General features: G+C 72.4%; 24 protein-coding genes. 12 read left to right on the forward strand and 12 right to left on the reverse strand.

Annotation, left to right across the window (positions count from 1 at the left end):
• Window positions 1-128 precede the first annotated feature (128 nt).
• The 4 genes from CRM89_RS04750 to CRM89_RS04765 are packed head-to-tail and all read left to right on the forward strand — an operon-like array spanning window position 129 to window position 2860.
• The gene (locus CRM89_RS04750; RefSeq protein ID WP_172964443.1) at window positions 129-1502 is read left to right on the forward strand and encodes a sensor histidine kinase; all 1374 of its coding nucleotides are present in this window, start codon (window positions 129-131) and stop codon (window positions 1500-1502) included.
• A complete protein-coding gene (locus tag CRM89_RS04755) occupies window positions 1502-1933 on the forward strand; it encodes a roadblock/LC7 domain-containing protein (RefSeq protein WP_041560083.1) in 432 nt (143 codons plus the stop codon). The genes CRM89_RS04750 and CRM89_RS04755 overlap by 1 nt, the downstream gene beginning before the upstream one ends.
• Entirely contained in the window at window positions 1930-2280 is a 351-nt protein-coding gene (locus tag CRM89_RS04760) for a DUF742 domain-containing protein (RefSeq protein ID WP_011208885.1), read from the forward strand. Before CRM89_RS04755 ends, CRM89_RS04760 begins: the two co-directional genes overlap by 4 nt.
• Window positions 2255-2860, forward strand: a complete 606-nt coding sequence (locus tag CRM89_RS04765) for an ATP/GTP-binding protein (protein WP_041560084.1) — start codon at window positions 2255-2257, stop codon at window positions 2858-2860. The genes CRM89_RS04760 and CRM89_RS04765 overlap by 26 nt, the downstream gene beginning before the upstream one ends.
• Before the next feature lie 95 nt (window positions 2861-2955).
• Here CRM89_RS04765 and CRM89_RS04770 read toward each other — a convergent pair whose 3' ends face one another.
• On the reverse strand, window positions 2956-3927 hold the full coding sequence (locus CRM89_RS04770; RefSeq protein WP_098083317.1) for a proline dehydrogenase family protein: 972 nt from the start codon (window positions 3925-3927) through the stop codon (window positions 2956-2958).
• A 25-nt stretch (window positions 3928-3952) separates the two neighbouring features.
• Window positions 3953-4732 carry a uracil-DNA glycosylase gene (locus tag CRM89_RS04775; protein WP_082668617.1) on the reverse strand — a complete coding sequence of 260 codons (780 nt, stop codon included), beginning with the start codon at window positions 4730-4732 and terminating at the stop codon, window positions 3953-3955.
• Window positions 4733-4939: 207 nt separating this feature from the next.
• Between CRM89_RS04775 and CRM89_RS04780 the strand changes: the two genes are divergently transcribed.
• A complete protein-coding gene (locus CRM89_RS04780) occupies window positions 4940-5551 on the forward strand; it encodes an LUD domain-containing protein (RefSeq protein ID WP_127516063.1) in 612 nt (203 codons plus the stop codon).
• 17 nt (window positions 5552-5568) lie between these two features.
• Here CRM89_RS04780 and CRM89_RS04785 read toward each other — a convergent pair whose 3' ends face one another.
• On the reverse strand, window positions 5569-6183 hold the full coding sequence (locus CRM89_RS04785) for a QsdR family transcriptional regulator (protein WP_011208891.1): 615 nt from the start codon (window positions 6181-6183) through the stop codon (window positions 5569-5571).
• 123 nt (window positions 6184-6306) lie between these two features.
• On the opposite strand from CRM89_RS04785, the gene fabG reads away from it, so the two are divergent.
• The 4 genes from fabG (at window position 6307) to CRM89_RS04805 (ending at window position 10055) form a co-directional block, all read left to right on the forward strand.
• Complete coding sequence (gene fabG / locus CRM89_RS04790) at window positions 6307-7068, forward strand: 3-oxoacyl-ACP reductase FabG (protein ID WP_060591818.1); 762 nt, start codon at window positions 6307-6309, stop codon at window positions 7066-7068.
• A gap of 116 nt (window positions 7069-7184) precedes the next feature.
• Window positions 7185-7601 (forward strand): hypothetical protein, encoded by a 417-nt coding sequence (locus tag CRM89_RS04795; protein ID WP_011208893.1) that lies wholly within the window; start codon window positions 7185-7187, stop codon window positions 7599-7601.
• A gap of 51 nt (window positions 7602-7652) precedes the next feature.
• The gene (locus tag CRM89_RS04800) at window positions 7653-9185 is read left to right on the forward strand and encodes an NAD(P)/FAD-dependent oxidoreductase (RefSeq protein WP_098083318.1); all 1533 of its coding nucleotides are present in this window, start codon (window positions 7653-7655) and stop codon (window positions 9183-9185) included.
• A 78-nt stretch (window positions 9186-9263) separates the two neighbouring features.
• Window positions 9264-10055, forward strand: coding sequence for an SAM-dependent methyltransferase (locus CRM89_RS04805; RefSeq protein ID WP_060591813.1), 792 nt, complete (start codon window positions 9264-9266; stop codon window positions 10053-10055).
• Between the two features lie 39 nt (window positions 10056-10094).
• Here CRM89_RS04805 and CRM89_RS04810 read toward each other — a convergent pair whose 3' ends face one another.
• Window positions 10095-11006 (reverse strand): DUF5995 family protein, encoded by a 912-nt coding sequence (locus CRM89_RS04810; protein ID WP_082668616.1) that lies wholly within the window; start codon window positions 11004-11006, stop codon window positions 10095-10097.
• Between the two features lie 116 nt (window positions 11007-11122).
• Entirely contained in the window at window positions 11123-12934 is a 1812-nt protein-coding gene (locus tag CRM89_RS04815; RefSeq protein WP_098086877.1) for a serine/threonine-protein kinase, read from the reverse strand.
• 84 nt (window positions 12935-13018) lie between these two features.
• Between CRM89_RS04815 and CRM89_RS04820 the strand changes: the two genes are divergently transcribed.
• Window positions 13019-13534, forward strand: coding sequence for a gluconokinase (locus tag CRM89_RS04820; RefSeq protein ID WP_011208898.1), 516 nt, complete (start codon window positions 13019-13021; stop codon window positions 13532-13534).
• 41 nt (window positions 13535-13575) lie between these two features.
• On the opposite strand, the gene CRM89_RS04825 is transcribed toward CRM89_RS04820, so the two are convergent.
• Both CRM89_RS04825 and CRM89_RS04830 read right to left on the reverse strand, forming a co-directional pair.
• Window positions 13576-14367, reverse strand: a complete 792-nt coding sequence (locus CRM89_RS04825) for a M50 family metallopeptidase (RefSeq protein ID WP_098083319.1) — start codon at window positions 14365-14367, stop codon at window positions 13576-13578.
• Window positions 14368-14423: 56 nt separating this feature from the next.
• Window positions 14424-15476 carry a Gfo/Idh/MocA family oxidoreductase gene (locus CRM89_RS04830; RefSeq protein WP_098083320.1) on the reverse strand — a complete coding sequence of 351 codons (1053 nt, stop codon included), beginning with the start codon at window positions 15474-15476 and terminating at the stop codon, window positions 14424-14426.
• A gap of 130 nt (window positions 15477-15606) precedes the next feature.
• Here CRM89_RS04830 and CRM89_RS04835 point away from each other — a divergent pair, with 130 nt between their 5' ends.
• Together CRM89_RS04835 and CRM89_RS04840 are read left to right on the forward strand one after the other, a co-directional pair.
• Window positions 15607-16551: a GlxA family transcriptional regulator gene (locus tag CRM89_RS04835; RefSeq protein ID WP_098083321.1), complete on the forward strand. Its 945-nt coding sequence runs from the start codon at window positions 15607-15609 to the stop codon at window positions 16549-16551.
• A gap of 31 nt (window positions 16552-16582) precedes the next feature.
• Complete coding sequence (locus CRM89_RS04840) at window positions 16583-17329, forward strand: HD domain-containing protein (protein WP_098083322.1); 747 nt, start codon at window positions 16583-16585, stop codon at window positions 17327-17329.
• Between the two features lie 4 nt (window positions 17330-17333).
• Here CRM89_RS04840 and CRM89_RS04845 read toward each other — a convergent pair whose 3' ends face one another.
• From CRM89_RS04845 to CRM89_RS04870, 5 genes are all read right to left on the reverse strand, one after another.
• Window positions 17334-18095, reverse strand: a complete 762-nt coding sequence (locus CRM89_RS04845; protein ID WP_041560086.1) for a siderophore-interacting protein — start codon at window positions 18093-18095, stop codon at window positions 17334-17336.
• Window positions 18096-18154: 59 nt separating this feature from the next.
• Window positions 18155-18526, reverse strand: coding sequence for a hypothetical protein (locus tag CRM89_RS04850; protein WP_060591805.1), 372 nt, complete (start codon window positions 18524-18526; stop codon window positions 18155-18157).
• 21 nt (window positions 18527-18547) lie between these two features.
• Window positions 18548-19000 carry a PIN domain-containing protein gene (locus CRM89_RS04855; protein ID WP_172964444.1) on the reverse strand — a complete coding sequence of 151 codons (453 nt, stop codon included), beginning with the start codon at window positions 18998-19000 and terminating at the stop codon, window positions 18548-18550.
• A complete protein-coding gene (locus CRM89_RS04860; protein WP_011208906.1) occupies window positions 18997-19227 on the reverse strand; it encodes a CopG family transcriptional regulator in 231 nt (76 codons plus the stop codon). Before CRM89_RS04860 ends, CRM89_RS04855 begins: the two co-directional genes overlap by 4 nt.
• Window positions 19228-19635: 408 nt before the next feature.
• Window positions 19636-19971 (reverse strand): hypothetical protein, encoded by a 336-nt coding sequence (locus CRM89_RS04870; protein WP_050768268.1) that lies wholly within the window; start codon window positions 19969-19971, stop codon window positions 19636-19638.
• Between the last annotated feature and the right edge of the window lie 178 nt (window positions 19972-20149).

The following is a 20149-nucleotide window of genomic DNA, read 5'->3' on the forward strand; positions in this document are numbered from 1 at the left end:
GTTCCACAGGTCGGAAATCCCGAGGAAAGGCACAACGAGTTCTGTGGTCGCAGGCTGGTGGTCGACACGGGGGCCGTGACGTGCTGTTTCCGGGTGAAGGCTCGTAGCCGTAGATGACGAGAGAACAGATGAATTTGGATATCGCCGTAGTACTTCCGTGGATTCTCGCCCCCGTCCTGGTCCTGGCGGTGGCCGTGTACGCCTCGGTCGCGATCCGCAAGGAGCGTGCCCGCGTCGAGGAACTCACCCGTGAGCAGGGTGCGCGCGACGAGGCGCTGGAGCGATTCGCCTCGCAGACCGTGCCCGCGCTCACCGAGGCGATCCGGCGCCACGACGCGCCGACCGTCACCGTCGAAGTGCCTGTCGCGCTACAGAACTCGCGCTTCGCTCAGGTGCTGAACTGGACCGGGGAGCGGTACGTCGACGGCCTGCGCCTGGTGCAGGCCGAGACCGCCGACCGGGTGGGCGCGGAGGCCGAGGCCCGCACCAGGCAGGCCGTGGAAGCGGCCGAGGAGGCCGTTCGCGCCTCCGCGCGGGAAGCGACCAGTGGCGCCGTGCGCTCGTTCGGCACCTCGGTGGTGAGCCTCGGCGCCGACGTCAGCCAGGTGGTCAGCGCCGCGCTGCGCGCGCACCGCGACGACGAGGTGTACGCGACGCTGACCCGCATCGACCACACCGTCCAGCAGATGATCCGCCAGGCGCAGTCCTACGTGATCGTCTGTGGCGGCCTGCCCGGCCGGCGCTGGCCCGCCCAGACGCTGACCGACGTGGTCGGCGGTGCGACCGGCCGCGTGCGCGACTACCTGCGGGTGCGGGCCAACCAGTCCGACCGGGTGGTCATCAGCCGCGCGGTCGAGCCGCTGGTGCACACGCTGGCGACCCTGCTGGACAACGCGCTGCGCTACTCGCCGCCGACCTCCTTCGTGGACGTGACCTTCCAGGAAGGCCACCACGGCGTGACGGTCATCGTGGACGACGCGGGCGTGCGGATGAACTCCGAGCAGATGGAGGAGGCCAGGCAGGTGCTGGCCGGAGAGCGCTCGGTGGACATCCACCAGCTCGGGCCCTCGCCGAAGGTCGGCTTCCCCGGCATCGCCGCGCTGGCCCGCCGCTACGGATTCACCGTCTACATCGACGGTCCCAACGCCTACGGCGGCATGCGCGCGATGGTCTACATCCCGGAGGCGCTGCTGCAGCCGCAGAAGGCGAGCGAGTCGGGCGAGGACGTGGTCGAGGAGCCGGCGCCCGCGCGCGAGCCGGTCGCGGTCGCCGCGGCCCGTACAGACGAAGGGGAGGAGAAGCAGTTCGCCGTGCACGAGATCACCCAGGGCGGACTGCCGAAGCGGCGGCGCAGGGCCGTCGCGCCCGCGATCGGCGCCCGGCCGCGCCGGACCGGCACCGAGGCGACGCCCGGCCGCCCGGATATCGCCGCGGCTTGGCATGCCGGTTCCAAGAGCGGTCGCGCCGCCGCGACCGAACACACGGAAGGGACGACACCTTGATGGGCACAACGAATACGGCCGTGACCGACAGCAGCAACAGGCTGGGCTGGTTACTCGAGGATCTGAGCATTCCCGGTGTGCGTTTCGCGGTGCTGCTGTCCGACGACGGCCTGCGCATCGCGCACTCCTCGGGGATCGCCCGTGACGACGCCGAGCGGTTCGCCGCGGCGGCGTCGGGTCTGCGCTCGCTGGGCAAGGCCCTGGGCGAGTTCTGCGGCGGCCCGGAGAGCGGTGTCCGGCAGAACATGACCGAGTACGACGACGGGATGATCTTCATCACTGCCGCGGGCGAGGGCGCGCTGCTCGGCGTGTCGACCACCACCGAGATCGATGTCAGCCTGATCGCGCATCGGATGAACGAGCTCGCGGGCCGCGTCGGGCACGAGCTCGGCAGCATGCCGCGGCAGAGGACAGACAGCGACCTGTCATGAGCAGGCACCGCCGCGACCCCGACCTCGTTCGGGCCTATGTGCGCACGGGCGGTCGATCCCGACCCACCCGCGACCTGGATCTGGTGACCCTGGTCGTGGCCGCGTCGGATCCGCCCACCGGCGCGAGTCCCGACGCGCGCCGGGTGATGAATCTGTGCAGCCGCCGCGGCGCCCTGTCCATCGCGGAAATAGCCGCCTACCTGGACATGCCGCCGTCCGTGGTGAAGATCGTGGTCTCGGATCTGCTCGACGGCGGCAATCTCAGCACACCGACTCCGGCCCAGATGTTGCCGGAGATCTCCCTGTTGGAGGAGGTACTCAATGGGCTCCGTGCTCTCCCGGCCTGACCGTGTCGTCGAGTATGTGCCGGAGACGGTGACCCGATCGGTGAAGCTGTTGGTGGCGGGTAATTTCGGCGTCGGCAAGACGACCTTCGTCAGCAGCGTCTCCGAGATCAAGCCGCTGCGTACCGAGGAGACCATCACCGAGGCCAGCATCGGGGTGGACGACATGGCGGGTCTGCCGGGCAAGACGCAGACCACGGTCGCGATGGACTTCGGGCGCATCACCCTGAATCCCACGCTGGCGCTGTACCTGTTCGGCACGCCCGGCCAGCAGCGGTTCGTGCCGCTGTGGGAGGAGCTGGCCCGGGGCGCGCTCGGCGCGCTGGTGCTGGTCGACACCCGCCGGATCGAGAAGTCCGACGAGGTGCTCTCGGTGCTCGAGGAGCGCGGGGTGCCGTATTCGGTGGCGGTCAACCAGTTCGACGACGGCCGGGTCTATCCGCTCGACGAGGTGCGCGACGCGCTCGACCTCTCGCCGGAGACCCCGCTGACGAACCTGGACGCCCGCCACCGCGGCACCTGTCTGCAATCGCTGATCACGCTGGTGGAGTATCTGTTCCACCGCGTGGAGTCGCGCGTCTGACGCCCCCGGGCGGGCCGCATCAGGTGTGGCCCGCCCGCGGCGGGACGCCGCTCGCACCGGCTCGGCGCCGGACGACGGGGCACGCCGCGCGCGGATCAGGCGCGGTCGCGGGAGGCGGCGGCGCGGAGGAAGAAGGCCAGATTCGCGGGGCGTTCGGCGAGGCGGCGCATGAAATAGCCGTACCACTGGTCGCCGTAGGGCACGTAGACCCGCATGCGGTGGCCCGCGTCGGCGAGGCGGCGCTGTTCGGCGTCGCGGATGCCGAACAGCATCTGGTATTCGAAATCGTCCGGGCCCCGTCCGGTTTCGGCGGCCAGGCGATCGGCCTCGGCCAGCATCGCGGGATCGTGGCTGGCGACCATCGGGTAACCCCGGCCGGACATGAGGATGCGCAAGCATCGGCGGTAGGAATCGTCCACCTCGGCGGCGCGTTGGAAGGCCACCGATGCGGGTTCGCGATAGGCGCCCTTGCACAACCGGACCCGTGATCCCGGCCCGGCCAATTCTCGGCAATCGCCCTCGGTGCGGCGCAGATAGGCCTGCAGGACGGTGCCGACGCCCGGGAAGTCCGCTCGCAGCTCGCGCACGACGGCGAGGGTGGCGTCGGTGGTGGTGTGGTCCTCGGCGTCCACCGTGACGCCGATCCCGGCCGCGGACGCGGCGGTGCAGATCTCGCGGGCGTGGTCGAGCGCGATCGCCGCACCGTCGCCGGGCAGGGCCTGGCCGAGTGCGGAGAGCTTGACCGAGACCTCGAGCGGGCGGACCGTTCCCGGCGCACCGGCGGCGGGCAGTTCGGCGAGGGCCGCGAGCAGGCGGCGGTAGTGGGCGACGGTGTCGCGGGCCCGCGCCAGGTCGGTGGTGTGTTCACCGAGATGGTCGACGGTGATCCAGCGGCCGGAGGCCAGCAGCGCCTCGACGGTGCCGAGCGCGTCGGCCTCGGTGGTGCCCGCCACGAAGCGGTCCACCAGCGCCCGGGTCGCGCGCAGCGACGTGACGGTGCGCTCGACGCGGGGCGAGGCGGCCGCGGCGAGCAGGGCGGGGCGGAGCAATCGGGTGAAACCGCTCATCGGCGTGCCCTTTCCGTACGGTCGCTCACGACGTGGTCCGCAGTCCGGCGGCGTCGGCGGCTTCGGCCAGCACGGCTTCGAGCATCGCCGGGGTCAGCCTGCCGGTGAAGGTGTTCTGCTGGCTGACGTGGTAGCAGCCGAACAGCTCGAGCGGCGCGCGGTCCGCGGCGGCCGGTTCCAGCCGCACCCGCACCCCGTGCCCGAACTTCGGCCGCGGCCGTGGCACCGCCCACCCCGCCTCGGCCAGCGCGGGCAGCAGCGCCTGCCAGCCGAAGCCGCCGAGTACCACGATGGCGCGCACGGTCGGCGCGAGCAACCCGAGCTCGACGTCGAGCCAGCCGCGGCACCGATCGCGTTCGGCCACCGTGGGTTTGTTGTCCGGCGGGGCGCAGTGCACCGGGGCGGTCACCCGCGCGCCGAGCAGGCGCAGCCCGTCGCCGGGATGCACCGCGGTGGGCTGATTGGCCAGGCCGACCGCGTGCAGGGCGGCGAAGAGGACGTCACCGCTGCGGTCACCGGTGAACATCCGCCCGGTCCGGTTGCCGCCGTGCGCGGCGGGCGCGAGTCCCACGAGCAGCAGCCGGGCGTCGTCGGGACCGAAGCCGGGCACCGGGCGGCCCCAGTACGTCTCGTCGCGGAACGCCGCGCGCTTGGTCTCGGCGACGAGTTCGCGCCACCGCACCAGCCGAGGGCAGGCGCGGCAGGCGGCGATGTCGGCGTCGAGGTCGGCGATGCTGCGGTAGCGGGCGCGCGCCGGCGCACCACCGGCGAGGGGAACGGGCGGCGGTCGCGTACCGGAGGACATCTCGCCAGGGGACATATCCGCAGCATAGGCCCGTCGTGACGGGGATCATGCGGTTGCCACGCCCCGCGCGGCGCGGGTACGTTGCCCGGTGCGGGACGGCCCGGCGGTCGCGGACGCGAGAGGCCGTCGACCCGCGTAGGCGACAACGGTGAGGTGAGACATGACCGAGGGCAGGTGCGAACCGCGCGCACCCCGGAGGGCGGCGCCGTGAGCTCCGACGAACAGCTGCTGCGCCGGGTCCGCGACCTGCTCGTCGAACTGCCCGACGACGAGCGGGTGGTTCCGGTGCGGCGCGGCAGGCACGCCGCGATCGACCCGGCCGACCGCGCCGGCCTCGTCTCGGACTTCCTCGCCCGCCTCGCGCGCGACGGTGCGCGGGGGCGGCGGGTCGCCGAAGAAGAGGTCGCCGCGGCACTCGACGACGCGCTGCGCACGCTCGGCGCGACCGCGGTGATGGTGCCCGACGGGCTGCCCGCCGCCCTGCTGGCGCCGTGGCGGAACGCGGGCCACCGGGTGGTCACCGACAGTCCGATGTCGGCCGCCGAGGAGTTCGACGGGGTCGACGCGGTCGTGACGACCTGCGCGGCTGCCGTCGCCGACTCCGGAGCGCTGGTGCTCGACGGCGGCCCCGGCCAGATGCGGCGTGCCGCGCGCCTCGACGTCGCGTGGCACGTGTGCCTGGTGCGGGCCGAGCAGATCGGCCCGTCCCTGCCGGAGGTGGTCGACCGGCTCGACCCGCGCCGGTCGATCACGATGTTCGGTGGGCCGGGCCAGGAGTCGGCGGGCGGCGCGGGCCTGGTCGTCCTGGTGGTGGAGTAGTTCCGCTCCGGTGTGGTTCAGCCGGAGGTCGGCGGAACCAGCCCCACCAGCACCGAATACACCTCGCGCAGCCGGTCCACGTCGTTGCGGATGCCCGCGGCGGTGTCGGTGTAGAGGAACGCCTCGCCGATGCGCACCAGGGTGTAGGCCAGCAGGTCGCGTTCGAGCGGCGGCTGATACCCGTCCTCGGTCTCGACCCGGCTGATGAGTTCGGCGACGGCGGCGACGGCCCGCGGCTGCACCGGCCCGTCGCTGGCGGTGAGGATCCGCAGTCCCGACATCGGCTCGTTCTCGAAGTACCGGCGGAACGGTTCGTTCACCGCCTCCCAGCGGGCCACGCGGTCGAGCACGTCGAGGATCCGGCGTCCGCCGCGCGCCCGGCACTTGGCGTCGGCTTTGGCGATCATCTGCTCGTACTCCTGGACCAGCATCGCGCCGAGCAGGCCGTCGCGGGAGCCGAACCAGCGGTAGATCGAGGCGCGGCTGAGGCCGAGTTCGGCCGCGATCGCCTGCACGTCCACCCGTTCGCCGGCCAGGAAGGCGCGCCGGGCGAGCGCGACGACCTCCTGGCGGGTCGCCGACGCGGGCCTGCCCGGGGATCGGGTGCCCGCGGGGCGTGGGGGAGTGGTCATCCGGCGAATAATACAGGCAGTCGACTGTGTATCAAAATGCCGCGTCGTGCCGCCGGGCGCGTCTATGTTATTCGGTATCCGCCGGTCCCACACCGGCGCGCCCTCGAACATGTCTGGAGCATCATGAGCGCATCGACCTCCCGCACCGCCATCGTCACCGGTTCCGCGCGCGGCATCGGCGCCGCGACCGCACGCAGGCTGGCCGCCGACGGCTTCGCGGTCGCCGTCCTGGATCTGGAAGAGTCGGCGGCCGGGCCGGTCGTCGGCGAGATCGAGGCGGCGGGCGGCCGGGCACTGGCCGTCGGCGTCGACGTCGCCGACGAGCAGTCCGTGGACGCCGCGGTGCAGCGGGTGGCGAGCGAGCTCGGCGCGCCGACCGTGCTGGTGAACAACGCCGGTATCACCCGCGACAACCTGTTGTTCAAGATGTCGGTGCAGGACTGGGACGCGGTGATGAACGTGCACCTGCGCGGCTCGTTCCTGATGAGCCGGGCCACCCAGAAGTACATGACCGAGGCGAAGTGGGGCCGCATCGTGAACCTGTCGAGCACCTCGGCGCTGGGTAACCGCGGCCAGGCCAACTACTCCGCCGCCAAGGCGGGCCTGCAGGGCTTCACCAAGACGCTGGCGATCGAGCTCGGCAAGTTCGGCGTCACCGTCAACGCCATCGCCCCCGGCTTCATCGAGACCGACATGACCGCGGCCACCGCCGAGCGGCTGGGAATCCCGTTCGAGCAGTTCCGCGAGGCCGCCGCCAAGCAGATTCCGGTGGCGCGCACCGGCACGCCGGAGGACATCGCGCACACGGTGTCGTTCCTGGTGAGCGAGGGTGCGGGCTTCGTCTCCGGCCAGGTCGTCTACGTGGCGGGCGGCCCCACGGCCTGACCGGCACGGCACGGTTTGCCGGATCGTTGCGAGATCGGCGGAAAGGCCCCGATCGGGCCGGTCGCCGCCCTACGATCGCAGTGGGTTTCCCGCGTCGATCCGGAAGGGCCACGCCGATGACCGTCACCGCGCACACCCGCGTCCGCGCCGCCGTCGCCGCAGGCCTGTGCGCCTGCGCCGCCGGGCTCGCCGTGGCCACGGCACCGGCCGCGGCCGGTGCCGTCACCGGACTGAAGACGTTGCCCAACCTCACCTGGGGCATCGACAGCGACTACGGCACCGGCTGCACCGCGACGATCCAGGCCTTCGTCACCGATCCGGTGGCCCCGGTGTACTTCTACGACAACGGGATTCCGCTGGCGACCGTGCGTCCCACCGGCGGGGTCGCGCTCGTCACCTGGGTACCGGCCACACCCGGAATGCACCGGATCAGCGCGGGCCAGGCACCCGACGCGGTGGCCGCGGTGGCGGTGGATGTGTGGACCGGTGTCGGCACGCCGGTGGGCTACGGGTGCGTGGTCACCGGCGCCTGACCGGCGTGTCGGTGTTGGGCCGCGGCCGCGCCGCCGTGCTATCGAGGACCGATGACGCGAGGTAGCTATGACGTGGTCGTGGTCGGCGGCGGGCACAACGGTCTGGTCGCCGCCGCGTATCTGGCCCGCGCCGGGCGTTCGGTGCTGGTGCTGGAGCGGCTCGACCACACCGGCGGTGCGGCGGTCTCGCAACGTCCGTTCCCGGGAGTGGACGCCCGGGTCTCGCGCTACTCGTATCTGGTGAGCCTGCTGCCGGAGCGCATCGTGCGCGATCTCGGCCTGCGCTTCCACACCCGGCGCAGGCGCATCTCGTCCTACACCCCGGTCGGTAGCGGCGGCCTGCTCGTCGACACCGCCGACCTCGCCCGCACCCGCGCCTCGTTCCGCGAGCTCACCGGCTCGGACCGGGAATTCGAGGCGTGGCAACGCTTCTACGCCGCCACCGCCCGGCTGGCGCACCGGGTGTTCCCGACCCTGACCGAACCGCTGCCCACCCGCGCCGAACTGCGCGCCCGCGTCGACGACGACCGGACCTGGGCGGCGGTGTTCGAACGGCCGCTCGGCGAGGCCCTCACCGCCACCTTCGCCGACGACACCGTGCGCGGCATCGTCTGCACCGACGCGCTGATCGGCACGTTCACCCACGGCGAGGACCCCACCCTGCGGCAGAACCGCTGCTTCCTCTACCACGTCATCGGTGGCGGGACCGGTGACTGGACGGTGCCGGTGGGCGGCATGGGCGCACTGACCTCCGCGCTCGCCGACGCCGCCCGCGCGGCAGGCGCCGAGATCCGCACCGGCACCGCCGTGACCGGCATCGACAGCGACGGGCGCACCGCGGAGGTGTGCTACGACGGCGGTGCGGTCGGTGCCGGGCACGTGCTCGTCAACGCCGCCCCGCGCGAACTGGATCGGCTGCTCGGCCGCGCGCCGGGCGGCGAACCCGAAGGCTCCCAACTGAAGGTCAACATGGTGGTGCGCCGATTGCCGCGATTGCGCGACACCGCGGTCGATCCCCGGGACGCCTTCGCGGGCACCTTCCACGTGGCCGAGTCCTACCGCGAACTCGACGCCGCCTATCGCAGTGCCGCGCACGGGCGGATGCCCGCGGTGCTGCCGTCGGAACTGTACTGTCACACGCTGACCGACCCGTCGATCCTGACCGGCGACGCGGCCGGGATGCACACCCTCACCCTGTTCGGACTGCACACGCCCGCACGGCTTTTCCGCGACGATCCGGAGGCGGCCAGGGCCGCGGCGTTGCGGTCGGCGCTGGCCGGGCTCGACGCGGTGCTCGCCGAACCGTTGGCCGACTGCCTGGCCGAGGACGCCGAGGGCAGACCGTGCCTGGAGGTGCGCTCGCCGCTGGACCTGGAGCGGGAGCTGGGTTTGCCGGGCGGACACATCTTCCACGGCGATCTCGAGTTCCCGTGGCGCGCAACCGAGGCCGACGATCCCGCGCACCGGTGGGGGGTGGCGACCGGCGTGCCGAACGTGCTGTGTTGCGGTGCGGGTGCGGTGCGCGGCGGCGGCGTCAGCGGGATCGGCGGCCACAACGCCGCCATGGCGGTACTGGACCGGTGACCGAAGACCCTGCTGCGACAGTGGGATCGGCGGTACAGTCGCCACGACATCGCCGGAAAAGTGTTTCAGGAGTCACCCATGGTCGACCAGCACCGTCCCGTCCGAACCGATGTCCCGTCCTCGGCGCGCATCTGGAACTTCTGGCTGGGCGGGCGTGACTACTACGAGGTGGACCGCCAAGCCGGTGAAGCCGGGCTGGCCAGCTACCCCGAGATCCGCTCGATGGCGGTGCAGTCCAGGCAGTTCCTGATCCGGGCCGTGCACTGGCTGGCCACCGAGGCCGGGGTGCGCCAGTTCCTCGACATCGGCACGGGTCTGCCCACCATGCAGAACACCCACGAGGTGGCCCAGGCCGCGGCGCCGGACGCCAAGATCGTCTACGTGGACAACGACCCGCTGGTGCTGGCCCATGCCAGGGCGTTGCTGGTCAACACCACCGACGAGGGCGTGACCACCTACATGGAGGCCGATTTCAACGCTCCCGAGCTCATCCTCGCCGACAGCCGCAACGTGCTGAACCTGAGCAAGCCGGTGGCGGTGATGTTCATCGGCGTCCTCGGCCACGCCGCCTCCTACGAGGACGCGCGCCGCGTGGTGCGCACCATCATGGAGCCGCTGGCCTCGGGCAGCTACCTGGTGCTCTACGACGGCACCACCGACGATCCCGGCTATGTCCGGCTGTGCGCGAACTACGCGAAAACCGGTGGGGTGCCCTATACTCCGCGCACCTCCGAGCAGATCCGCGGACTGTTCGACGGGCTCGAACTCGTCGAACCCGGTGTGGTGCCGATCAATTTCTGGCGCACCGACGAGGCCGAGCAGGGCGTTCGTCGCGCGTCGGCCTGGGGCGGGGTCGGCCGCAAGCCCTGACCCGCACAGTCCGCGGATGCGCCACGATCCGCGGACGTCTCACAGGCCGCCGACGGCTGCCAGCACCTCGAAGGCGGCGTCCGCGCTGCGCCACAGCACGTCGATCTCGGCGCGCACCGCGGGTTCGAGCGCCGGATCCTGGAGTGCCAGACCGTTGCCGAAGATCACCACATTGGCGCCCGCGTCGGCCAGCCGCAGCAGTGGCCCGGTCGCCACGCCCGCGCCGAGCACGGCATCCAAGCCCTCCCCGACGAAGTAGAACCGCCACAGCGGACCCAGGTCGCCGCCGTAGATCGCCTTCGTCGCGTCCACGATCAGGAAGCCGTGACTGGCGATCGCGTCGACGATGGTGAAGTAGTCGCGGGCATCGGCCGGGGTGGCGCGGGTGGCGGCGACGGCGTTGGCGAGGTCGACGCTGAGGTGGGCGTTGTAGCCGGCCATCGCGACCCGGGCCGCGGAGAGTTCGCAGCGGCGGGTGAGCGCAAAATAGTGCGTCCATTGGGGTTCGGTCGGCCCGCCGGTGAACTCGGCGTGCAGGTTCCGCAGGAAGCGCAGCAGCAGGTCGAGGCTGATGCGGTGCGCCCACTCCGGGTCGTCGAAGGCAGCGGGCGTGCGCTGCAGCGGCATCACCGCGGTCTGTTCGACGGTGTCCAGGCCGAGCGCGAGCAGGCCGCGGCGGTCGCGGTGCTCGACGAGGATCTCGGTGATGCGCCGGTGCCGCTCCACCGCGCGCTCGAGCCGGTCGAGGGAGCTGCCGGTGGCCGGGTCGGCGACCTCGGTGGTGTCGGCGAGGTCGGCGATCTCGGCCACGGTCGCGGGCGCGAGCGGCGCACCGCAGGCGGTGTCGGCGACGGCGGCGGCGCGCGCGGGGACGAGCAGGGTGAGCGCGCTGCACAGCAGTGCCGCGAGGACGGCGAGGGGCAGGAACGGCCGCGCGGGGCGAAGGCTCATGGGTCGCTGCGCTTTCGGGTCGGCGAGTGATCGGCGATCGGGCGGTGACGCGGTCGAGCGGCTGGGATGTCGAGCGGGCTGGGACGTCGAGCGGGCTGGGATACAGCCTAACCCGGTCAGCCGCGGCGCAGGATCCCCGCGATCGAACCGCCGAACAGTCCCGGGGTGCTGTAGGCGAGGGAGCCGTCCGGTTGCAGGCGCACGGTGGTGACCGCGCCCTCGTCGCGGCAGTCGCGCGGGCTGTCGTCGGCCAGCCGCGCGACGAAGGTGAGCTGCTGCGAATTCGCCTCGGTGAGCCGTTCGACGCGGCTGCACCGCTGTCCGATGAGTTTGCCGGTGTTGGCCGAGCGGGCCACCTCCGCGCCGATCTCGCCCTCGTCGATGACGAGTTCGATGTCGAAGGCCACCAGGCCGTCGGCCGCCGTGCCGCGCCAGGTGCCGACGAACTCGGCGGGTACCGCGGATTCGGGGGCGGTGGTCGTCGACGTGGCCGCCGTGGTGGTCGGCGCGGTCTCGGTCGGTTCGGCGACCTGTGCGCTCGGCGGGGCGCCCGCGTTCTCGTGCGGGGGCTGGTCCCGCAACTGCGTACCGATCACGAAAGCGCCCGCGGCGACGGCCGTTCCGACGACGACCAGGGCCGCCACCAGCGGCCCGCGCCGGCCGGACCGGCGGGTGGACGGCTCGTGCGCGGTGGACGGGCGGTGCAGGGCTGTCGCGTCGGTGCGGCCCGCGCCGGACCCGTGTTGCCAGCCGTGTGGAGAGTTCGCCGAATGATCCTGGGGGACATGGTGATTCCGGTCCACCGAGCGGTCGGAGCCGGAGTGTGCGGTGTGGGTGTGCCACCCGGTCGGGGTGGTGCCGTAGCGGCCGGGCTCGGGCTGCGCTCCGGTGCCCTGCCCCGCCGCGATGCCGTACCCGCCCGACGACTGCCGGTAGGGGTCGTCCTGCGGGTAGCGGGCGGTGCCGGGATGCGAAAGTGCGGTGCCGTGGCCGGACGGGATGGTGGCCGCTCGGGTGGGTTCGCCGTAGCCGTCGTCGGGTTCGGAGTCGAGATCGAGCAGCCGCACGGCACGGGCGCTGACGTCCTCGAGCACCGGCGCGGGCAGCCAGCCCGCGCGGTCGGGCAGGCCGAGCGCGGTGAGCTGGTCGAGCACCTGCCGCGGGGTGGGCCGGTCGGCCGGGTTCTTGGCCAGGCAGGCGGCCACCACCGGCCGCAGCCGCGGCGGCACCGCCTCGATCCGCGGTTCCTCGTAGACGACGCGCCACAGCAACTGCACCGTGTCGCCGGTGCCGAACGGCCCTTGGCCTGCGGCGGCGTAGGCCAGCACGCCGCCGAGGGCGAACATGTCGCCCGCGGGCCCGATCGGTTCGCCGGTCACCTGCTCCGGACTCATGAACGCCGGGGAACCGATGACCTTGCCGGTCGTGGTGAGCGAGGTGTCGTCCATGGCGCGGGCGATGCCGAAATCGATCACCTTCGGCCCGTCGAGGGCCAGCAGCACGTTGGAGGGCTTGAGGTCGCGGTGCACCACCCCCGCCGCGTGCACCGCGATCAGGGCCTCGGCCAAGCCGTGGGCGAGCACGAGCAGGGTGTGCTCACCGAGCGGACCGAACCGCTCCACCGCATCCGACAGCGCGAGCCCGGCGACGTAACCGGTGGCCAGCCACGGCGGGTTCGCGGCCACGTCGGCGTCGAGCACCGGCGCGGTGCACGAGCTGCCGACGCGCCGGGCGGCGGCCACCTCGCGCTGGAAGCGGGTGCGGAACTCCGGGTCGGCGACCAGATCGGGCCGGATCACCTTCACCGCGACGGTGCGGCCGCCCGCGCTGCGCCCCAGGTACACCCGCCCCATGCCGCCCGCCCCGAGGACGCCGAGAAGCCGGTAGTCGCCGATCCGTCGCGGATCGTCCAAGCCGAGCGGTTGCATCGCGTAGCGGGTTCCCTTCGAGCCGATCGAACCCCGAAAGGCTACCCACCCACCGATCGCGTCCGCGACACGCACCATGGGGGGATGACGCAGAACGAATCCGCGCCGCGGGTGGTGGTGATGGGCGTGACCGGATCCGGCAAGACGACGGTGGGAACGCGCCTGGCAGCGGCACTGGGTGTGCCCTTCGCCGAGGGCGACGACTTCCATCCGGCGGCGAACATCGAGCGCATGCGCGCCGGTATCCCGTTGACCGACGCCGAGCGCAGGCCGTGGCTGGACCGCATCGCCGCCTGGTTGGCCGGGGCGACCGGCGGAGGCGTGGTGAGCTGTTCGGCGCTGGCCCGCGCCTACCGCGACACGCTGCGCGCGGCCGCGCCCGATGTGCTGTTCGTGCACCTCGACGTGCCGCGGCCGGTGCTGGATCGGCGGGTGCGCGAACGCCGCGGGCACTTCATGGCACCGCAGCTGCTGGATTCCCAGCTGGCGCTGTTGGAGCCACTCGGGCCCGACGAGCCGGGCGTGGTGCTCGACGGAACGCGGCCACCCGAGGAACTGGTGGCGCGGGCACGCGAGCTGATGCGGACGACGCCCCGCTGACCACCGGCTCGGATGCCGTTTCCGGTGCCGGGGTGACCGGTTCAGCCCGGCGCCGGGCAATTGCCCGAGGAGATCGCGGGCAGGCACAGTCCGGTCGCCTCCGACAGCAGCAGCCCGCCACCGTAGAGCAGGGCGGCCAGGGCGATCGCGGCGAAGATCAGCACCCACAGCAGCGCGGGCAGGTGGGTGAGCGCGGCGAGCTGGTCGGCGTCGGAGTCGACGCCGCCCGGATTGCCCCACCGGTGTCGGCGGCCGCGCTGCATCTCGACCACCGGCCGCAGCCCGGCGAACAGCAGGAACCAGGCGGCCAGGTAGGCGAAGGCCGCCTGCACGAGGTCGGTGCCGAACCAGGACACCGCGAACACCAGCGCGCCCAGGGCGAGGACCGTGCACAGGCCGTAGAGGTTGCGCACCTTGATCAGCACGGCGGCCAGCAGCGCGATCGAGGTCCACAACATGAGCGTGATCCGGTCGGCGGCCAGCAACGCCGCGAAACCGAGCCCGAGCAGCGGCGGGGCCGGATACCCGGCGAGCGCGGTGAGGATCATGCCGGGGCCGTAGGGCTTTCCGCGCGAGACCGTCAGGCCCGAGGTGTCCGAGTGCAGGGTGATGCTGTCGAGCCTGCGGCCGGTGACCAGCGCGACGAGCGCGTGGCCGCCCTCGTGCGCGATGGTGACCGCGTTGCGGGTGATCCGCCACAGCGGCCCGGCGGCGACGAGCACCAGCGCCAGCACGGCGGTGACGAGGACCAGTTGCCACGGCGGCGGACTCTGCGTGGTCGTGAGCCGGTCCACGAGGGAGGCGCCACGATCGACGAATTCGGCGGTGTGCACCCGCCGAACCCTAGCGATCGCACCGCCGCACCGCACCGGCTCCCGGCGTCGGGTCGTCAGTCGACGGCGACGACCAGCCCGTCCTCGGCGGAGCGGCGCGCGGCTTCCAGGACGCGCAGTCCGGCCACCGCGTCGGCGGGATCGACCGGCACCGGGCCACCGTCGAGAACCGCCCGCGCCATGCCGTCGTAGAAGGCCGGGTAGTCGCCGGGCAGCGTCGGGTACGGCGCGCTGTCGGGCTCCGCGCCGAGAGTGCCCCACGCCTCGGGAGGGGTTGTGCCCCAGTCGCTTGCACCGGGACGGCGGCCCGCCCGCAGCGCGTCCTCCTGCGGGTCGAGCCCGAACGTGACATAGCCCGCCCGCGCCCCCAGCACGCGGAACCGGGGCCCGAGCCGCGGCGCGACCGCGCTCGCCCACAGGTGCGCCCGCACGCCGCTGTGGTGGGTCAGCGCGAGGAACACATCGTCGTCGGTGCGCACCTCCGGGCGCCGGTTGTCGAGTTCGCAGTACACCGACCGCACCGGTCCGAACAGCGTGAGCGCCTGGTCGACCAGGTGCGAGCCGAGGTCGTAGAGCAGGCCCGCGCCGTCGGCGGCGGTGCCGACCTCGCGCCAGCCGCCCTTGGACACCGGCCGCCACCGCTCGAACCGCGACTCGAACCGGCGCACCTCGCCCAGCTCCCCGGTCTCGACGAGCCGGCACACCGTGCGGAAATCGCCGTCCCAGCGCCGATTCTGGAACACCGAGAGCACCACGTTCGCCCGCCGCGCGGCGGCCACCACCTCCGCGGCCTCGGCCGCGGACACGGCGAACGGCTTGTCCACCACCACGGCCAGCCCGGCCGCGACGGCACGCAACGCCAACGGCGCGTGGGTCCGGTTCGGGGTGGCCACGACGACGAGGCCGACGTCGCCCGGATCGGCGAAGAGCGCGTCGGCGTCGGGCAGCACCCGCACCCCGGGGTGCTCGCGCCGGGCCTGTTCGGCGCGCTCGGCCGAACCCGTCACCACCGCCGCCACCCGCATCCGCGGATGCGCCGCGATCAAGGGTGCGTGGAAGACCGCACCCGCCAAGCCGTATCCGATCACCGCCACGTCGAGGCTGCTCATGCTCCCGACGCTACCGCCCGCACCGGGCCGGTCGCGGCATGCGCCGCCGGGACCGGACGCCCCGACCGTGTCCGAATCTGTGGGCGACGTGTCCTTGTGGACATGCCGTCGCGGTCGAGAGACTGAACGCATGGAATCGACGGACCGCGACGACGTGGTGGTCGCCCTTGCCGACGGGGTGCTGCTGCTGGATGTCGCCGGTCCGGTCCAGGTGCTGCACTGGGCGCGGCGGCGGGTGCGATTCGCCTCCCTCGACGGCGGCCCGGTGCGCACCGACGTGGGCGCACCGCTCGGCGCGGACTGCGCGTTCGCGGAGGTGGCCGCGCGGATCGACACGCTGCTCGTCCCGGGCTTCGCGCCCGACGACCGGCCGGACTCGCGCCTGGTCGCCGCCGTCGGCGCGCTGGCCGGGCGGGCGCGCCGGGTCGCCGCGGTCTGCACCGGCGCTTTCGTCCTCGCCGAAGCCGGGCTGCTCGACGGCCGCCGGGTCACCACGCACTGGATGGGTTGCGGCGAACTGGCCCGGCGCTTTCCGCGCGTCGCCGTGCAGCCCGACGCCATCTACGTGCGCGACGGGGGCGTCGTCACCTCGGCCGGGGTCACCGCGGGCATCGACATGGCACTGGCGCTGGTGGAGGAGGACCAGGGCCAGGAGCTGGCCCGCACCGTCGCCAAACAGCTGGTCGTGTTCCTGCGCCGGCCGGGCGGCCAGTCCCAGTTCAGCGTGCGCGCCCAGATCGCGGGCCCGCGCGCCGACGGCGTGCGTGCCGTCGTCGATGCCGTGATCGCCGATCCCGCAGGTGATCACAGCCTGCCCGCGCTGGCGGCCCGCGCCGCCATGAGCGAACGGCATCTGAGCCGCCTGTTCCGCAGGGAACTCGGGACGACGCCGGGCCGGTTCGTCGAACGGGCCAGGGTGGAAGCCGCGCAGCACCTGCTGGAGGCGAGCACCGATCCGATTCCCGTGGTGGCGCGCCGCTGCGGGCTCGGCTCCGAGGAAACACTGCGCCGCACCTTCGTCAAGGTGCTCGGCGTCACGCCCAGCGACTACCGGGCGCGCTTCCGCGCGCACTGATCCGATCCGTTCTCGACCAGAGGGGTGACCCATGTCCCTGTCCCGCCGTGCCGCCCTCGGTGCGTCCGCCGCCGTCCTCGCCTCCGCCGCGGTCGCGGCCGCCGACGCGCATCAACCTGCCGCACCGGACGATCCGCTCGCGGTGCCGACCACCCCGCTGGCCCGCCGCGCCACCGAACTGATCGACGCCGAACTCCCCGCGCATCTGCGGAACCACAGCGTGCGCGGATTCCTCTTCGCCCGAGCGGTGGCCGCCGCGCGCGGCATGCGGCCCGGCCACGACTACGACGAGGAGCTGATGTACCTCATCAGCGCCCTGCACGACATCGGCCTGGCCGAGATCGCCAACGGCAGCCAACGTTTCGAGTTCGACGGCGCCGATTACGCCGCGGAGTTCCTGGAGCGCAACGGCGTCACCGACGAGCGGGTGGACGTGGTGTGGGACGCCATCGCCTGGCACACCACGGGCTTCGGCGACTCCCCGGTCCATCGGCGCAGGCGCCGTCCGGAGATGTGGATCACCGTGGAGGGCATCGGCATCGATGTGGCCGGCGGCCCGGCGGACCTGCCGCCCGGCCTGGCCGACCGGGTGCACGAGCGGTATCCGCGGCTGGGCGGCAGCCGCGCGCTCACCGAGGCGATCGAACGGCAGGCGCTCGCCGACCCGCGCAAGGCGCCACCGGCCACCCTGCCCGGCGAGATCGTGCACCAGCGCCACCCGCACCTGCCCTACCTCACCTGGGACATGATCCTGGCCTCGAGCGGGTGGCGGGACTGACCGCTCAACTCGCGGCGGGCGCGGACTCCTTCGCCGCCAGGTCGGCCTTCCACTGGCGGAAGCCCTCCTCGGTGCGGCCGCGCCGCCAGTAGCCCGAGATCGAGGACGCCCACTCCGCGGGCACCTCGCGTTCGCGGCGGATGTACCGGCGCAGGTCCTGCATCACCGCGTGCGCTTCGCCGTGGATGAAGACCTGTACCCGGCCGGGCCGCCACTGCGCGGCCCGCACCGTCTCGGCCAGCAGTTCGCCCGCCGGGCGGTCGCCCCGGTGCAGCCAGGTCAGTTCGATGCCCGCCGGGGTGGTCAGCGGCAGTTCGTCCGCGGGGCCGGGTACCTCGACGAAGGCCAGCCCGGACGCGCCCGGGTCCATCGTCTCGAGGGCGGCGGCGATGGCGGGCAGCGCGGCCTCGTCCCCGGCGAGCAGATGCCAGTCGGCGTCCTGGCGCGGCGAATACGCCCCGCCCGGCCCGTACACGTCGATGGTCTCGCCCGGCTGTACCGAGGCGGCCCACGGGCCGGCGACGCCCTCGTCGCCGTGGTACACGAAATCGACCGCCAGCTCGGCGGCCGCGGCGTCGACCCGGCGCACGGTGTAGGTCCGCAGCACCTCGCCGTCCGCGCGCGGGAAGATCAGCTTGATGTAGGAATCGCTGAACTCACTCGGCCGGAACGCGGCGAACCCGGGGCCGCCGAAGTGGACGCGGATCAGGTGCGGGGTGAGCTGCTCGGTGCGCAGCACGGTGAGGGTGGTACGTGGGCGGGCCAAGAGAACCTCCGGCAATAGCGAATAAGGGTTGCCTAACCAACCGTACCCGCTTCCGGCTGTCAGTAGCTGAACGCCGCCGCGACCAGCCCGACGCTGGTGGCCAGGAACGACAGCACACTCACCGCGCGATAGGCGAGGTGGCCGGTCAACTCCTCGCGAAACGCCAACGGCAGGAACAAGGTCGGATTGAGCAGGGTGCCCAGGATCACCAGTGCGACGATCCACCCCGCGAGGTCGGGCACCGCCACCCCGACCGCGATCAGGATGACCCCCATGATGATGTAGTCCAGGTGCGCCTGCAGCAGCCTGCGCGGACTCACCACCCCCCACCGCTCGAACAGCCGCGGCGCGGCGTGGCTACCCGCGATCACCCACCCGAACATCGCCCCGAACGCCAACTCCAGCAGCCCGACCCGCACCAGCACACTCATCCCGACTCCTCCCGGCAACGCCTACTCTGATTCGCCGTCCTGGATGGGCAGGTGGAAAGCGGCGAAGGATGGGGTGAGCGGGGTCAGTGCGCGGAAGTCACGTTCGTCGAGCGTCACGATGACATTCGTCAGATAACGTTCAGCGAGCACCACGTTCACAGCATCGGCCAGGTCGAGGCGTAGACCGCCGAACTGGTGGATGAGTCGCTGAGCCACCCGCAGGTCGTGGTGGTCGACGGGAGGGACGAGGATCGCCCCTTCCTCGGCCGAGGTGAGCAGATCGTCCAGGACGAGATCGGCGACGCGCCGGTCCTTTCCGAAGCGGGCGACGAGCAAGTGATCGACCTCGTCCAGGACCAGCGGGGAGACGACGGCGACCGAGCTCGCGAGTAGAGTCCGCACCTTTTCCTGCTGCGCTGCCGCATTGTCGTACGCGGCGATCAGCGCGGAGGTGTCGGCGATGAAGAAGCTCACCGCTCGTATGCCGAGCGAAGATGTTCCTCGGCGTCTACGGCGAACCGCGGGTCACCCGAGTCGAACGAGGGCCACTCGCGGGTTCGCGGTGCCCGCGGGGTTCGTAGCAGCACCAGGTCCACGCCTTCCCGAATCAGGTCGGCTTCCGAACGACCAGCGGCCTCCGCGGCGCGCTTGAGACGCTCGACCTGCTCCTGATCGAGGTACACGCTGGTCTTGATCTTCACAAACGTATGGTAACACGTAGGGCACCCGACCCCGGGCTCGCGACGCCGGGCGCACGCTTCGACGAGGCATTCAGCAGCGACGTTTCGGTTGTCACTCCGGCCGCTCCCGGCCAGGCGACCGACTCCGACGCGGCCGCTCGAGACACGCCAGGGAGTCGCGGAACCCGCGCGGGTCCGTATCCGCTGGGATCGGTGATCGCCGACGGCGACTGGCGGGTCACCGTCAACAGCGTCACGCCCAATGCGAATGACGCTGTGGCAGAGGAGAACCCGTTCAACGATGCGCCTCCGGCAGGTTCACAGTATCTGCTGGCCGATGTGACCATCACCTACACCGGCACCGATCCGCAGGGCAAGGCGCCCCTAGGTGTTCGTCGCGGTGAGGTGACCGGTTCGTCCCCGTCCGGGTCAGGGTTTGCCGCGGGCGGGGGTTTGGCCGGCGACGCCGTGGCGCAGGGGGGTGTTGTCGGCGGGGGAGTGGGCGGGGTGTACCGGGGAGCCGCCGGGTTCGCCGTGTACCGGCGGGGCGTTGCCGGGGTCGCCGCCGGAGGGTTGGGCGCCCGCCTCGAGCTGGTCGATCCGCGCGGACAGGATCGCGACCACCCGGGGGCGGTGCGCGGCGCCGCGCTCGTGGTCGAGCAGCCGCCGGACGGCGTCGAGGTCGAGTGCCCTGATGCGGTGCTCGATGGAACCGACCTCGAGCTGGTCGTAGTCGGGCAGCGGGAGATCCGTGTCGCCGCTCATCGCCATACCTCCGATCCGGACGTCGCTTCCCTCCCGCCTACCCGCGACGTCCGCGGCGAAACCGGCGCGACGCACCCGATGGTGAGCTTATTCGCCAGATAATTGCTATCTGTCGGAGGCGGTGCCGAGGCGCGCTGCGGTCCCTGGGACACCGCACAGCGTCGCCCGCCCTGCTGTC

Origin of the sequence: Nocardia sp. FDAARGOS_372, assembly GCF_002554515.1 — a bacterium.
Classification (GTDB): Bacteria; Actinomycetota; Actinomycetes; order Mycobacteriales; family Mycobacteriaceae; genus Nocardia; species Nocardia farcinica.

Coding starts and splice junctions, on each gene's coding strand:
- CRM89_RS04805 (WP_060591813.1), top strand. CDS start 9,264: ATGGTCGACCAGCACCGTCCCGTCCGAACCGATGTCCCGTCCTCGGCG.
- CRM89_RS04785 (WP_011208891.1), bottom strand. CDS start 6,183: ATGACCACTCCCCCACGCCCCGCGGGCACCCGATCCCCGGGCAGGCCC.
- CRM89_RS04850 (WP_060591805.1), bottom strand. CDS start 18,526: ATGAGTGTGCTGGTGCGGGTCGGGCTGCTGGAGTTGGCGTTCGGGGCG.
- CRM89_RS04870 (WP_050768268.1), bottom strand. CDS start 19,971: ATGAGCGGCGACACGGATCTCCCGCTGCCCGACTACGACCAGCTCGAG.
- CRM89_RS04820 (WP_011208898.1), top strand. CDS start 13,019: ATGACGCAGAACGAATCCGCGCCGCGGGTGGTGGTGATGGGCGTGACC.
- CRM89_RS04760 (WP_011208885.1), top strand. CDS start 1,930: ATGAGCAGGCACCGCCGCGACCCCGACCTCGTTCGGGCCTATGTGCGC.
- CRM89_RS04765 (WP_041560084.1), top strand. CDS start 2,255: ATGGGCTCCGTGCTCTCCCGGCCTGACCGTGTCGTCGAGTATGTGCCG.
- CRM89_RS04840 (WP_098083322.1), top strand. CDS start 16,583: ATGTCCCTGTCCCGCCGTGCCGCCCTCGGTGCGTCCGCCGCCGTCCTC.
- CRM89_RS04755 (WP_041560083.1), top strand. CDS start 1,502: ATGGGCACAACGAATACGGCCGTGACCGACAGCAGCAACAGGCTGGGC.
- CRM89_RS04810 (WP_082668616.1), bottom strand. CDS start 11,006: ATGAGCCTTCGCCCCGCGCGGCCGTTCCTGCCCCTCGCCGTCCTCGCG.
- fabG (WP_060591818.1), top strand. CDS start 6,307: ATGAGCGCATCGACCTCCCGCACCGCCATCGTCACCGGTTCCGCGCGC.
- CRM89_RS04750 (WP_172964443.1), top strand. CDS start 129: ATGAATTTGGATATCGCCGTAGTACTTCCGTGGATTCTCGCCCCCGTC.
- CRM89_RS04815 (WP_098086877.1), bottom strand. CDS start 12,934: ATGCAACCGCTCGGCTTGGACGATCCGCGACGGATCGGCGACTACCGG.
- CRM89_RS04775 (WP_082668617.1), bottom strand. CDS start 4,732: ATGTCCTCCGGTACGCGACCGCCGCCCGTTCCCCTCGCCGGTGGTGCG.
- CRM89_RS04800 (WP_098083318.1), top strand. CDS start 7,653: ATGACGCGAGGTAGCTATGACGTGGTCGTGGTCGGCGGCGGGCACAAC.
- CRM89_RS04835 (WP_098083321.1), top strand. CDS start 15,607: ATGGAATCGACGGACCGCGACGACGTGGTGGTCGCCCTTGCCGACGGG.
- CRM89_RS04830 (WP_098083320.1), bottom strand. CDS start 15,476: ATGAGCAGCCTCGACGTGGCGGTGATCGGATACGGCTTGGCGGGTGCG.
- CRM89_RS04795 (WP_011208893.1), top strand. CDS start 7,185: ATGACCGTCACCGCGCACACCCGCGTCCGCGCCGCCGTCGCCGCAGGC.
- CRM89_RS04770 (WP_098083317.1), bottom strand. CDS start 3,927: ATGAGCGGTTTCACCCGATTGCTCCGCCCCGCCCTGCTCGCCGCGGCC.